The sequence below is a fragment of the Tractidigestivibacter sp. genome (assembly GCF_057241865.1).
On record NZ_DBHHPX010000048.1, the window covers coordinates 1 to 13,954 of the forward strand.

Consider the following 13,954-nt stretch of genomic DNA (forward strand, 5'->3'; position numbering starts at 1 on the left):
GCCACCTGCCCACCAGGCAGTAGAAGGCGAGGCTGGCGACCAGCAGGACGACCCAAGCATAGTTGCGAAAAATATGTCCCACCACGTGGTAGGCAGCGAGGGATACCGCAAGGAACAACAGGAAATGCAAGGAGAACAATTCCAAGGTGCAATCTCCCCGACCTTTGGCACTGCACGCGAACAGATGTGTCTAACTCTATCCATCTGGTATCCCGCGGCCGGATATCCGACACAAGAAACACGAAAGGGCGCCCGTCCATGGCTCCCGTGGTTCTCTCGCCCTCAAATTATTGCGCGCTCCTTGACGTCAAAGGAGCATTTGCCCAGTTGGCCTTTCTCTCAACGCAAGGGAGCGCGCAATAGCTCTCGGCCGAGGGCGAGCGGGCCGCCCTGTCGTGCACAATCTCGGGAGGCACGCGAGAAGCCCGGACACAGCGAGAGCCCCAGCCATACCGAAAGCCCTGGTCGTTCTATCATGGACAGCAGACCGGATCAGCGGAGATACACCGAGCAGCGAGAGGGAGGGCCCGTGAACTTTGTCTTCATCTCTCCTCAGTTCCCAGAGACCTACTGGCTGTGGTGCGACCGCCTGCGCTCGTGCGGCGCCTCGGTCTACGGCATTGGCGACACCCCCAGCGAGGCAATATCCCCCGAGCTGCAGCGCGCGCTCGACGAGTACGTCTACGTTGACTCGCTTGAGAATTACGACAAGGTCTTCCGTGCCGTTGCATACCTGTCCTGGAAGCACGGGCACATGGACTGGATCGAGTCGATGAACGAGCACTGGCTGCCGCTCGACGCCCGGCTGCGCGACGACTTCCACGTCACGACCGGCGCCAGCCTCGCAACCATCGACCAGTGGCAATCCAAGGCCCAGATGAAGCCGCTCTACTCAGCAGGCGGCGTTCCCACTGCAAGGCAGGTGCGCGTGGGCTCGCTCGATGACGCCCGTCGCGCCGTGTGGGAGTGGGGCGGGTTTCCCGCCTTTGCCAAGCCCGAGTACGGGGTGGGCGCGGGCGGAGCCATGCGCATAGACAACGACGACCAACTCAGAGACCTCATTGACCGCTGCTCGTGGCAGGGTGCCCCGTCCTACGTGCTCGAGGAGTTCGTCCCGGCGGCAGGCATCGCCGCCTACGACGCAATCATCGACCCCTGGGGGAAGCCCGTCTTCGAGAACCAGGAGGAGTTTCCCCCCTCGATGTCCGACGTCGCGCGGCAAGGCCTCGACCTCTCGTACTACTGTTGCCCCGGCATCGACCCGCGCCTGCGCGACCTGGGCCACGCCGCGGTGCACGCCTTTGGGATACGGGCGCGCTTCGTCCACCTGGAGTTCTTCCGTCTCGCCGAGGACCGCCCGGGGCTGGGGCGCACAGGCGACTACGTTGGCCTGGAGGTCAACTGCCGTCCAACCGGCGGCTACACGCCAGATATGATGAACTTCGCGCACTCGACCAACGTCTACCGCATCTGGGCCGAGATGGTGTGCTTTGGGAAGCGGCATCTGCCCGACGCCCATGACAACTGGTTTGCCGTGTACGCGGGACGGCGAGATGCCCACAGCTACTCCCACAGCCACCGCGAGATCCTTGCGCACTGGGGAGGAAGCCTCATGATGGAGCGCCGCGTGCCCAACGCCCTCTCGGATGACATGGGCAACCACATGTACGTGGCACGCGTGCGCACCGAGCGGGAGCGCGAAGAGTTCATTTCATACGTACAGGAAGGATAGGACAACAAATATGCAGGTGAGAAGGGCCATCGATGCAGACATCCCCGGAATCGACAGCTGTCTCTCGCAGGTGCTCGAGGTGCACGCCAAGGGTCGTCCGGACCTCTTCCGCTCGGGGACGCGCAAATACACCGATGACGAGCTGCGCGAGATTATCGCGGACGACGCAAGGCCCGTCTTCGTGGCCGTGATCGAGGGCGCCGCACCCGGCGAAATTCTCGGCTACGGCTTTTGCATCGTGGAGGACCACACCCACTCCAACAACTTCCAGCCCATTCGCACGCTCTACATCGACGACATCTGCGTAGACGAGGGTGCGCGGGGGCAAGGCGTGGCCACGGCAATCTACCGGCACATCATTGCCTTTGCGCACGAAGGTGGGTTCCACAATGTGACACTTAACGTGTGGGAGTGCAACCCGGGGGCCCGCAAGTTCTACGAGGCAATGGGCATGGACGTGCAGAAGACCTGCATGGAACAGGTGCTGTAAGGGTGGCGCAGCCAAGTGGTCGCACCTGCGGCAGACGCAGACGCCCTAGCGCACCACCGGATCTGCCCAGGCGAAGTTCTCCATGCCGGCACCCAGCTCGAAGTGGAGCTTCACGATACCCAGGTCAACGCGGGCACAGGGGCCGCCGTTGGTGCTCAGCCCCACGAGCGGCATCCCGTCCGCATTCATCTTGCGCGTCAGCTGCAGCCAGAAGGTCTGCTGGTTCATGGCGGTGGGGGCGAGCAGTGCGTAGCGAACGCCGCGGGAAAACCACTCGGGCGCATTGGTGACCGGGCGGGCCACCTGCGCGACTGTCCGCGAACGGTGCGCTTCTCCCTGCGTGGTACCGTGACCTAACGCGATGATGGCGACGAGCTTGTCCTTCTGCGCGAGCGTCTGACGGACAGTGCGGCGCTTGTAGGTAGCGGCAACCCAGCAGCTGTTGAGGCCGAGCCGCTGTGCCTCAAGCACGACCTTCTCGGCAAAGTAGCCGGCACGCATGTCGAGGTTGTTGCTGGAATGGCCAGCCACCACCAGGTAATTATTGACGTTGACAAAGCCGGCGCGGCGAGCGAGCGCGCTCGAGAACACCTCCGGGTCGTCATAGGCCAAGCGCATGTGGAGCGTGCCGTCTGCGTTCGCTGCGGCAACGGCCTCCTCCAGTGCCGCACGCTCGTCCGCAGAGATGGGCTCCTCGGCAAACCTTCTCACGGCATGCCGCGACTCGACGGCCTCATCGCTGCTCATGCAGTAGCTCATCTCGCCACCCTTTCCGTCGGATTCGACACGCCCCATAGTACCGTTCTGGCCGGTGTCACGCCCGACATTCCCACCAGCGCTTTGACTGGCGCGGCATCTCTCGCCAAAACTGCCAAAGCCAAAACTAAATTGTGTACTATTTATTAAGGCCTTCTGCCGCCCTCGATGTGGAACGGAGCGGCACTCGACCTCTCGGCGACCAAGAAATGCCAGGCCATCGATAGGAGTTACCATGTCCGTCATCACTATCGTGCTTGCCCTGCTTGTTGCAGCCGAGCTCCTATTCATCTTCTACCTGGAGACCATCGCGACCACCTCACCGCACACCGCACGGACGTTCAGCATGACCATCGACGAGCTTTCTCGCCCCTCGGTGAGCACGCTCTTCAAGAACCAGGGCGTCTACAACGGCATCCTGGCGATTCTGCTGCTTGTTGCCGCACTGGTCATCCCCAGCAAGACGGCGGTGATTGCGCTCAGCGCGTCGATGGCTGCCGTTGCGGCGTACGGGGTGCCACCAGCGACCCCAAGATTCTCCTCAAGCAGGGCCTTCTCCCCGCAGTCTGCCTGGTGAGCTGCCTTATCTAGGTCGGCGCATCAACCGCACAGGTGCGAGACGGACACAGTGGGCTCGGCGCGACTATCATGGGAGACCACAGTGACGGCAGCGAGGAGAGGGGGTCACGGAGTGAGCGGGGGAAAGCAGCACAGCATCTATGGGAACAGCGCTTGCGACGAGCTGGCCGCCCCCGCAGGCGTGTGCCAGCATACGGTCCCCGCAAGCGAAGATGCCCTGGTATCCTGTGTGGCGAGACCGGGATTCGCCTTCGCTGACTTCAAGTTGGCCGAACAGGGCTAGCCGTGGCGTACGAGGATGACATAGCCTGCCAGCAGTGCGCGACCTGCGGCTACAAGGCGGTCAATGGCACCTGCGTGAACAAGATTCGCCTGTTCGCGGGGCTGCCCGATGACGCAAAGCGCGATCTGCTCGCCCGCTCCACGCACTCCACCCACCGACGTGGCGACATCCTGGTGCACGAGGGTGACCCCATCGACTCGGTTCTTATTGTCCGGTCGGGACGAATCAAGACGTTTCGTATCGATCCGGACGGAGTGGAGTACGTGCTTGACGTGTTGCACGACGGACAGGCCATCTGGCATGGGATGTTTCTCGAGGACAACGTCTACCACTATTCCGTGGGCTGTCTCACCCGCCTCGAGCTGTGCTCCATTCATCGCACGGACTTCGAGGCCATGCTGGCGAAGCACCCTGGCGCCGCCATGGGCCTCATTCGCATGGTGTGCACGGAGCTGGACGACGCCGAGGAGAAAGCCATGATGCTCGGCATCCGCGACCCCAAGCGACGCGTGGCGCAGTATCTGCTCCTTCGTGACGAGCGCTGCATCGGAGCCGAGATCCATCTGGGACTCGAGGACATTGCGGCGTCGGTGGGCCTTAGACCCGAAACCGTTTCCCGGGCGATTTCCTCGCTAAGCAAAGACGGACTGGTCGAACGTGTTGGGCGTGGGCGGCTGAGGCTGCTCGATCGCGACGCCATTCGCAAGGTGTAGCGGCTTGCGCCCAGCCGCCTTTGGATGGCACGTGTATAAAAGTGGCCTATCGCGGGGATTTTCGAGGTCTGCTGCACAAAACCGGCCTATCGCGGGGCGCTTTTAGTCACCCATCATCAACCTTCAAACTATATTTGCATAATCGTGCATAATTTGTATTATTTATGCATATATTTGCAACAGTAGTTAAATAACTGATGTTGCACCCATAAATACGCCCGCGATAGGCCGGTTTTGTGTAAGTGGACGCCAAATTCCCTTCGATAGAGCCATTTTGTGCAGAGGGTGACCCCGGGCAACTCCGTCAGCGCGACCCTGACACCACTCCAGTCGGCATTCCCAACGCGTACGATGCGCCGCCTTGGAAAAGTATCATAGTTATTTCCAACATATTCCTGTTCCTTGATTGCAGTCAAGGAACAGGCCTCGCCCTCACCTTACATTTGAGTTCGCACAGCTGGGTGGATCATTCTTGGCGGACGGAGGCGAACCATGCAAGGTCTTGTTCACTCGACAGAGTCGTTCGGGTCGGCTGACGGCCCGGGCGTGCGCTTCGTCGTCTTCCTCCAGGGCTGCCCCATGCGCTGCCGCTACTGCCACAACCCCGACACCTGGGCCCTCGACCGCGGCACGCCCATGGACGTGGTCGACCTCCTTGACAGGGCAGAGCGCTACCGCAGCTATTGGGGCGCTGACGGCGGCATCACCGTCTCGGGCGGCGAGGCCCTGCTCCAGCCGGAGTTTGTGGCAGGGCTCCTCGAGGGCGCCCACGCCCGCGGCATCAACACCTGCCTGGACACCTCCCTTGCGCCCTTCACCCTCAGCCAGCCCTTCTACCAGGCATGGGAGCGCGTCATGGCCGCCTGCGACCTGGTCCTCGCCGACATCAAGCACATCGACCCCATCGGGCACCAGAGGCTCACGGGCCATCCCAACGAGAACATCCTCGAAGGACTGAGGTGGCTCTCCGACCACAAGATTCCGACCTGGATCCGCCACGTCCTTGTTCCTGGCATCACCGACACCGAGGAGTACCTCGAGCGCACCCGCGACTTCATCCAAACGCTCGACAACGTCCAGCGCATCGAGGTCCTCCCCTACCACACGCTCGGCATCTTCAAGTGGGACGAGCTCGGCATCCCCTACACGCTGAGGGACACCGAGCCGCCCACGCCCGAGCGGGTCGAACATGCGCTTCATATTCTTCGTGCCCCGAAAGGGGCACAGGCGAAATAGGAGGTTCTGCATGGCACTACGCGAAGAATGGAAAGGCTTCTCGGCAGGCCACTGGACGGATGACGTGAACGTCCGCGACTTCATCCAGCGCAACTACACCCAGTATGACGGGGACGAGTCGTTCCTCGCCGGCCCCACCGAGGCCACGGACAAGCTCTGGGGCAGGGTGCAGGAGCTCCAGGCGCAGGAGCGCGCCAAGGGCGGCGTGCTCGACTGCGAGACCGAGGTCGTCTCGGGCCTCACCGCGTACGGCCCCGGCTACATCGACCCCGAGCTCAGGGACCTCGAGCAGGTCGTGGGCCTCCAGACCGACAGGCCCCTGAAGCGCGCCTTCATGCCCTACGGCGGCATCAAGATGGCCCAGCAGGCAGCGGAGAGCTACGGATACAAGATCAACCCCAAGTACGACCAGATCTTCAACGAGTACCGCAAGACCCACAACCAGGCCGTCTTCGACGCCTACACCCCCGAGATGCGCGCTGCCCGCCACAGCCACGTGATCACCGGTCTGCCCGACACCTACGGCCGCGGCCGCATCGTGGGCGACTATCGCCGCGTCGCGCTCTACGGCATCGACTTCCTCATCGCCAAGAAGCAGGAGGACCTCCTCAACTGCGGCGACGGCACCATGACCGACGACGTCATCCGCCTGCGCGAGGAGATCGCCGAGCAGGTCCGCGCCCTCAAGGGCATGAAGGGGATGGCCAAGGCCTACGGCTACGACATCTCCCAGCCCGCGCGCGACGCGCACGAGGCCGTGCAGTGGCTCTACTTCGGCTACCTCGCCGCCATCAAGACCCAGAACGGGGCCGCGATGTCCGTGGGCCGCATCTCCACGTTCCTGGACATCTACATCGAGCGCGACCTTGCGGCAGGCACGCTCACCGAGAGCCAGGCGCAGGAGCTCGTCGACCACCTCACGCTCAAGTTCCGCATGGTCAAGTTCGCGCGCATCCCCAGCTACAACCAGCTCTTCTCCGGCGACCCCGTCTGGGCGACGCTCGAGGTGGCCGGCCTTGGCCAGGACGGCCGCCACATGGTGACCAAGAGCGACTTCCGCTTCCTCCACACGCTGGAGGACATGGGTCCCGCGCCCGAGCCCAACCTCACGGTGCTCTACAGCCAGCGCCTGCCCGAGGCCTTCCGCCGCTACGCGGCCAGGATCTCCATCGCCACCAGCTCGATCCAGTACGAGAACGACGACGTCATGCGCCCCATCTGGGGTGACGACTACTCCATCTGCTGCTGCGTCTCGGCCACCCAAACCGGCAAGGAGATGCAGTTCTTCGGCGCCCGCGCGAACCTCGCAAAGTGCCTGAACTACGCGATCAACGGCGGCAGGGACGAGAGGTACACCGACAGGCAGGGCAACCACATGCAGGTGGGCCCCGAGCTCGCGCCCGTCACGAGCGAGTACCTCGACTACGACGAGGTCATGCACAAGTTCGACATCATGATGGACTGGCTGGCGGACCTCTATGTGAACACCTTGAACCTCATCCAGTACATGCACGACAAGTACTACTACGAGGCCGCCGAGATGGCCCTCATCGACACCGACGTGCGCCGCACCTTTGCCACGGGCATCGCGGGCTTCAGCCACGTGGTGGACTCGCTCTCTGCCATCAGGTACGCCCGCGTGCGCACCGTGCGCGACGAGACCGGCCTGGTGGTCGACTACGTGCCCGAGGGCGACTTCCCCCGCTACGGCAACGATGACGACCGTGCCGACGAGATCGCCGTGTGGCTACTCAAGGCCTTCATGACCAAGATCAAGAAGCACCACACCTACCGCAACTCCGAGGCCACGACGTCCATCCTCACCATCACCTCGAACGTGGTCTACGGCAAGGCCACCGGCGCCCTCCCCGACGGCCGCCCCGCGTCCACGCCGTTCGCCCCCGGTGCCAACCCCAGCTACGGCGCCGAGAGGAACGGCCTTCTCGCCAGCCTCAACTCCGTGGCCAAGCTCCCCTACGAGTACGCGCTCGACGGCATCTCCAACACGCAGACCATCAACCCCGGCGCGCTTGGCACCGATGACGAGCAGCGCAGGAACAACCTGGTGGACGTCCTCGATGGCTACTTCACCCAGGGTGCGCACCACCTGAACGTCAACGTCTTCGGCGTCGAGAAGCTCAAGGACGCGATGGAGCACCCGGAGAAGCCCGAGTATGCCAACTTCACGATCCGCGTCTCCGGCTACGCGGTGAAGTTCATCGACCTCACGCGCGAGCAGCAGCTCGACGTCATCGCCCGCACCTGCCACGACCACATGTAGGCGCAGGTAGGACGTAACATTGCCGCCCCTTTGGTGTCCGAGTGACGCTGAGGGGGCGACTTTGTTGAGTGGGGTCCTGGCGCTGGGCCCATTGGGACGTCTTCGGAAAGATTTGGCTCCCCGCAACCAGGAAGTGCACCTGTTACTTCTCGCGCCCGTGCCGACGTACCGCCACGAGCGTAGGGGCAACTGCGAGAGACACGAGCGCACCTGCCAGAAAGACGAGCGACGAAGGCGTGAAGCCGTCCCCCACCACGCCAAAGCCCGCAATGGCACCGGAAGACGAGCTCACCGCCGAGCCAATCCACGGCCCCACCAGCATGGGAACGAGCACAACCATGAAGATGCGCACCCCCTGGAGAAGCCCCGCACGACCCGAGGGCGTGTTGTTGCGCACCTCGGCAGCAAAGCAGGCCACCGCCGAGAGATACCCGCACAGCATGAGAACGGACCCCGCAAAGACTCCGGCAATGTCCGTCAGCAGCGTGAGAAGCACGCATCCCACACCAAACAGCGCGAGCGGCAAACGCACGGCCCGCTCGAATCCCACGCTGTCCAGGTGCCGTCCGTAGAAAATGGTAAACGCGGCAGCAATCACGATTCCCGGTGCCATCACGAACACGTAGCCCTCCCCCAAGACGTACGGAAGTCGCAGGTAGAGCACGTAATACGGCATGAAGACCTGCAGTGCCGTCGAGAAGGCGCAGTAGCCGAGAAGCACAAGGTAGAGCCTGGGATTCGCGCGCATCGCGGAGGACGAGAAGCCATGCGCCACGCTTGCAAGCCAGCCCTTCTCGGCGGCACCTGACGGATGGGAGTCATCCATGAGGGCTGCCGAGACAAGCGCCGCGACCATCACGCTCACACCAACTACCACGAAAAGCGTCGGGTAGTCGTAGGTCACGGCGCCCTCCTCATCTACATGCATGAGGGCCATCGCGCCGCCAAAGACGGAAAGCATCGCGATGAGCGGCATCGCGGAGTTCACGCCCTCCACGCGTCCGCGGTTTGTCTCGTCAGTGGTGTCTGTCACCCATGCGTTGAAGCTCGCATCGTTGGAAAGGCTGCCGAAGAAGGTCATGATGCAGTCGAAGACGATGGTCAGGGTGACGCCCAGCCGCGCTGCAGCGGTAACATCAGAAGAGACCGCGTCCGAGAGGCCCTGGATCAGCGCGAACCCAATAATCGATACGCCCCAGAGCAGTGCCCCCACAACCACGAAGGGCTTGCGGCGGCCCACATGATCGGACCACGCACCCACCGCAAGCGTGGTCAGCGTGGCCGTGAGCGCGGAGGCGGAGACCATCAGCGCCACATCGGCAAGAGACGCCCCAAAGGCATCCTGGATGAACAGGTTGAGGAAGTTGTTCTCAACGGCCCAGGCCACCTGCCCCACAAAGGCGAGGAGCAAGATAACCAACCAGGCAGTTGGAGAGATTGGTGTCTCAGCCCTGCGCGTTACAGAAGGGCGCCCCCATCTTCTCATGTGCGTCTCCTCTCCTGCGCACCCGCTACATCGGGAGCTTGTCCACCCTGCGGTCGTAGCTGAGAAGGCCGTTGGTCTCCTCCTCGACATCAGAGAGCTGCGTGTACACAAAGCCGGAAAGCCCCTTGGCCTCGAGCGCATCCGCCTCTGTGAGAAGCGTCCGCACTGCCGTGCGCCACTCTTCCAGGCTCTTGTGGCCCGCATAGCCGTAGGAGACCTCGTATGAGCTATGGTCCGGGACGTACCAGGGAAGGCCCCCGAACTCGGATATCACAAAGGCGCGTGGCGGCGCCGAGGCACTCTGGTGGCGCACGCTCAGGCGGCGGAAGTAGTTGTGCTCGCTCAGGTAGTCGCCACAGCGCTGGTCAAACCACCCGCTGGTAGCGTCGATGGGCCGCGTGGGGTCAATGGCACGCACACGGCACACGGCATCGCGCGCATCAAACTGGCCCCAGCCCTCGTTGAAGAGGACCCACGTCACGATGCAGGGGTGGTTGCGCAGGTAGCGCACGGCCCCCTCGCAGGTACGGGTCCACTCCCCCTGGTAGGCTTGGTCTGCCGAGGAGAGCCTCACCTGATGAGACGGGATGTCGTCGCGGTAGTGCCCACAGGCAAAGCGGGAGGCCGTTGGCTTCTGGTTGACCTGCCACATGTCATAGGGCGCAGTGCCGCCGCTCACCATGTCCTGCCATACGAGCATGCCTGCGCAGTCGCAGAGCCAGTAGAAGCGGTCCTGCTCAATCTTGATGTGCTTGCGCAGCATGTTGAAGCCGTGGTCTTTTGCAGACTTGATATCTGCCGCAAGCGCGTCTGCCGAGGGTGCCGTGAGAAGGCCGTCGGGCCAGTAGCCCTGGTCGAGAAGGCCTCGCAAAAAGAGCGGCTGGTGGTTGAGGCAGAACCGCGGCGTACCACGGTCGTCCTTCTCCACCGTGGTCGTTCGGAAGGCACAGTAGCTCGTCACCACGTCCGTGCCGTACTCTATGCGCAGACCGTAAAGGTAGGGGTCATCCGGACACCACAGATGCGGTGCTGCAACGGGGATGCGCACGGCAACGCCTCGCTCCGTTGCCACAGCAGAGCCACTGGCGAGCACCGCGCCATCTGCCGAGAGGAGCGACACGAGCAGGCCGCTGCCCGGCCACGTGACCCGTGCGCAGACCGTCACATCCCCCGCATCAGGGCTTGCGTCGACGAGCAGGTCCTCGATGCGGTTCTCGGGCACGCGCTCCCACCAGACGTCCTGCCAGATGCCACTCTGTGCGGTGTACCAGATGGTCCCGCACCGGAGCAGCTGTTTGCCGCGCGGCTGGGATGCGGTATCGCTTGGGTCACGCACGCAGAGGGTCAGCTCGCTTTTCTCGCCAGGCACCAGCAGATTGGTCACGTCAAACGAGAAGGGCAGGTAGCCACCGGCATGCGTGCCAGCAAGACGCCCGTTTACGAAGCAGGCGCAGGCGTAGTCAACAGCATCAAAGTGAAGCAACAGCCGCTCGTCCGTCCCAAGGTGGGGCGCATCGAACGTTCGCCTGTACCACAGGAGCTCACCCGGCTGGAGCTGGCGTCCCACACCCGAGAGCGGCGCCTCGGGCGAGAAGGGCACGCGGATGCGTTGCGGAAACGTCGCAGGCACGGGCGCTGTGCACTCCGGCGTGGCGCCCCCAGGGCTAGGCGCAAAGGCACACTCCCACCAGCCGTCAAGACTCCCCCACGACTCACGGGCAAACTGGGGATGCGGATGCCCGTCGAGCGTGCGGGCACCGGCGCTATCGGTTTTGGCGGCCTCATCCTCTCCCGTACGAAGCCCTTCACCCCAAGGCGTCCAGAGAGAAAGCGGCTCCCGCCACTCGTGCGTGCGGATCCTGCCCGCAAGCATGCGCCGAATGTCCATCGCCCCTCCGTCCGAGGTTGGCCACGTACTCACATACCTATGTCGAGTCTAGCAGCAATGCGGTTGGCTCACTTGATGACCCGGGAATTGCGCGGGAGAAGGTGCAGCCAGCGCGGCGAGTAGTCCAGCTTGCCGCTCTTCGAGGGTTCGCAGCGCCACCCCATACCAAGCGGCACCGAAGCCCACGCAGGCTCCGGCACCACGGCGGCGCACTCGGCGCCGGCGCCCCCCAGCCCCGGGAGAGGCCCGCCATGGCAATGGCAGGCCCGCATGTGGCTGGCACGCGCAGGGCAATCTACCGAGACTCCAGGGACCTCTCGTAGGTCGCGGACACACACCCAAGGTCGGTGAAGCGAACGAACATGTTGTGCCCGTCGTCATCGACAATCCTCAGCTCGCGGTTGATGAACCGCACCATCTCGCAAAGCCCGTCGCAGTCCGCCGAGTGGAAGGTGACCTTCCCCACAAGCTGATGCTGCTTCACCGCGTCACCGGGATGGATGAGCAGCTCCACGGAGACGGTCTCCTCCTGGCTGGCCGAGGGCCCCGCCCAGTTGGCGACTGTCTCTGCTCCCACTATCTGGGAGACGACCCCCGCCCGTTCCGCGAACAGCAGGTAGGCGCTCGCGCAGTCCCCAAACGCATGCTCCTGCGACTGGGGGAGCTGGTCGGCAGTATGCCTCACCCCGAGCTGGCACTCCACCATCCACCTCACGACATCGAAGCCCCTCATGGTGACCATCTTGTCGAACATCATGTCCGCGCTGAGGCGGTGGCCCATCTCGAGGACGCTGTACCTGCCCTCGTCATCGCGGATGGCCTGTATCCAGGCAAGGCCGTCGTGACAGCCAGCCTCCTTGAGCATGCGGGTCACGGCGGGGTTGATGTCACGCACGTACTCCTCCACATGTTCCGCGACGGTCGTGCCAAGGACGTACAGGTTGGTGGGATAGCCAGGCTGTTTGAACCCCGTGCGCACGCACAGCAGTGACGCCTCGCCGTCGGCCAAGGCGTAGACGTTGCAGTACTCCACGCCGCTCACGTATTCCTCGACAAGCACGCGCGGGTTGTCCGAGACCTCTCTCACCAGCTGCCATGCCTCGAGGAGCTCCGCCCTGTCATGGCAGAAGCTCACGCCCTGGTTGCCGCAGCCGTCCACGGGCTTGACCACGAGGGGGAAGCGTAGCGACGCGTCGGGTGCCTCCGGTGACGCCGGCGAGCCGGCGCGCAAGGCGACGACGTCACCCTCGTCGAGCCTGAACTCGTCCGCAACCGGCACGCCCGTCGCACGGCACAGCTCCTTGAACCTCGCCTTGTTGCGGGCATACTCCCAGGCGTCTCGGTCAAAGTAGCAGGGCAGACCCAGCCTCTCGCACAGGTCGAGCACGCAATCGAGGTTGAACTCGCTCACACCCGCGAACACGGCATCGACGCCCTCCTCGCGGCATCGCAGCTCAAGCTCGTCCACCGCTCCCGTGCTGATTGCCCACTGCTCGTCCGCCCCCCGTTTGGCCGGCGAGAGCTCGGGTGGCAGGTAGTCGGTCACGATGACATGGCAGCCCAGGGCCTGTGCCGTACGGACGATATCGAGGCTTCCCAAAGACGTGCCCAGCATCAGCAGTTTCTTCAACGTATACCCTTCCCGGGTCGGGACTGAGGACCTCCCGTCAGCCCCGGACTCGTCACCCATCAGATTCGCAAGCACCTATGCGCCGCGGAGTTCCTCGGCCATGCGGCCATCGCAGTATGCCACAAAGTCCTCGAACGTTCCAAAGGGGCGGGTGGGCGCGACGGTGTCGAGGCGCCTCTCGCTCAGGGGGCGCGAGCCCTCGACAAGGTCCATCACCGCATCGAACTCGGGCGTGGCGGCGATCTCCCCCCTGTCGCAGAAGAGCCAGAAAAACTCTCTGAACTCCTCCTTGCGGGCGGGATGGCCGTACCTCGAGACATATCCGCGGTACTGGTAGTAGGCCTCATCGACCTGTCGCGCACGATACCTCTCGGCGTACTCCTCGATGGTGCAGATGGGCTCGCAGGGCGACCCTGCCGCGACGCGCCCCGAGGCTATGTCATGGTTGACCGAAGACCCTGCGCCGATGACCACGTTGTCGCCGATGTGGGTCCCCTTCAGGATGGTGGTGTTCATGCCGATGAAGACGTTGCTGCCTATGGAGACCTCAGCACAGGATCCCAGGACGTCGCCGTACACCCCCTTGATCACCGACCAGCCGTAGTCGTGGGTGAGGATGGTCACGTTACTGGTGATTTGGACGTTGTCCCCGATCGAAATCATGTAGGGCCTTGTGAGGTCGACAAGCGCGCTGCCGGGAGAGAAGAATTCGGTCCCCCTCCCCACCTGTACGCCCCTGTCCCTTAGGAAGTCGCAGTACGCATCGGAGCTGCGCCTCTCACGAAGGACGACACGCTTTGCAAGCTCGGTCAAGAACATGGTCGTACTCCTATCTTCAAGTCGTTGCATCTGAGAGCCGGATACCGGATGCTTTGATGCA

At 63.5% G+C, this 13,954-nt stretch carries 12 protein-coding genes; 7 read left to right on the top strand and 5 right to left on the bottom strand.

Translation table 11 applies throughout. The annotated features are described in order from the left end of the window. The first annotated feature begins 475 nt into the window (after positions 1–475). Positions 476–1,732, top strand: coding sequence for an ATP-grasp domain-containing protein (locus ACO59D_RS11680; protein WP_485127132.1), 1,257 nt, complete (start codon positions 476–478; stop codon positions 1,730–1,732). Positions 1,733–1,742: 10 nt separating this feature from the next. Continuing rightward, the gene (locus tag ACO59D_RS11685; protein ID WP_485127133.1) at positions 1,743–2,222 is read left to right on the top strand and encodes a GNAT family N-acetyltransferase; all 480 of its coding nucleotides are present in this window, start codon (positions 1,743–1,745) and stop codon (positions 2,220–2,222) included. Positions 2,223–2,267: 45 nt separating this feature from the next. Here ACO59D_RS11685 and ACO59D_RS11690 read toward each other — a convergent pair whose 3' ends face one another. Then, positions 2,268–3,017 carry a nitroreductase family protein gene (locus ACO59D_RS11690; protein WP_485127134.1) on the bottom strand — a complete coding sequence of 250 codons (750 nt, stop codon included), beginning with the start codon at positions 3,015–3,017 and terminating at the stop codon, positions 2,268–2,270. 196 nt (positions 3,018–3,213) lie between these two features. Between ACO59D_RS11690 and ACO59D_RS11695 the strand changes: the two genes are divergently transcribed. From ACO59D_RS11695 to pflB, 5 genes are all read left to right on the top strand, one after another. Beyond that, complete coding sequence (locus tag ACO59D_RS11695) at positions 3,214–3,555, top strand: DUF1304 family protein (RefSeq protein WP_485127135.1); 342 nt, start codon at positions 3,214–3,216, stop codon at positions 3,553–3,555. Between the two features lie 114 nt (positions 3,556–3,669). Continuing rightward, positions 3,670–3,840, top strand: a complete 171-nt coding sequence (locus tag ACO59D_RS11700; RefSeq protein ID WP_485127136.1) for a hypothetical protein — start codon at positions 3,670–3,672, stop codon at positions 3,838–3,840. A gap of 2 nt (positions 3,841–3,842) precedes the next feature. Next, on the top strand, positions 3,843–4,553 hold the full coding sequence (locus tag ACO59D_RS11705) for a Crp/Fnr family transcriptional regulator (protein WP_485127137.1): 711 nt from the start codon (positions 3,843–3,845) through the stop codon (positions 4,551–4,553). Between the two features lie 492 nt (positions 4,554–5,045). Then, a complete protein-coding gene (gene pflA / locus ACO59D_RS11710) occupies positions 5,046–5,789 on the top strand; it encodes a pyruvate formate-lyase-activating protein (RefSeq protein WP_485127138.1) in 744 nt (247 codons plus the stop codon). 10 nt (positions 5,790–5,799) lie between these two features. Continuing rightward, positions 5,800–8,070 carry a formate C-acetyltransferase gene (gene pflB / locus ACO59D_RS11715; protein ID WP_485127139.1) on the top strand — a complete coding sequence of 757 codons (2,271 nt, stop codon included), beginning with the start codon at positions 5,800–5,802 and terminating at the stop codon, positions 8,068–8,070. A 142-nt stretch (positions 8,071–8,212) separates the two neighbouring features. Here pflB and ACO59D_RS11720 read toward each other — a convergent pair whose 3' ends face one another. The 4 genes from ACO59D_RS11720 to ACO59D_RS11735 all read right to left on the bottom strand — a co-directional run bounded on the left by ACO59D_RS11720 (position 8,213) and on the right by ACO59D_RS11735 (position 13,893). After that, positions 8,213–9,490, bottom strand: coding sequence for an MFS transporter (locus ACO59D_RS11720; protein WP_485127140.1), 1,278 nt, complete (start codon positions 9,488–9,490; stop codon positions 8,213–8,215). Between the two features lie 91 nt (positions 9,491–9,581). Beyond that, complete coding sequence (locus ACO59D_RS11725) at positions 9,582–11,444, bottom strand: glycoside hydrolase family 2 protein (RefSeq protein WP_485127141.1); 1,863 nt, start codon at positions 11,442–11,444, stop codon at positions 9,582–9,584. 295 nt (positions 11,445–11,739) lie between these two features. Then, positions 11,740–13,074, bottom strand: a complete 1,335-nt coding sequence (locus ACO59D_RS11730; protein WP_485127142.1) for an ATP-grasp domain-containing protein — start codon at positions 13,072–13,074, stop codon at positions 11,740–11,742. A 75-nt stretch (positions 13,075–13,149) separates the two neighbouring features. Beyond that, the gene (locus ACO59D_RS11735; protein WP_485127143.1) at positions 13,150–13,893 is read right to left on the bottom strand and encodes an acyltransferase; all 744 of its coding nucleotides are present in this window, start codon (positions 13,891–13,893) and stop codon (positions 13,150–13,152) included. Positions 13,894–13,954: the final 61 nt, after the last annotated feature.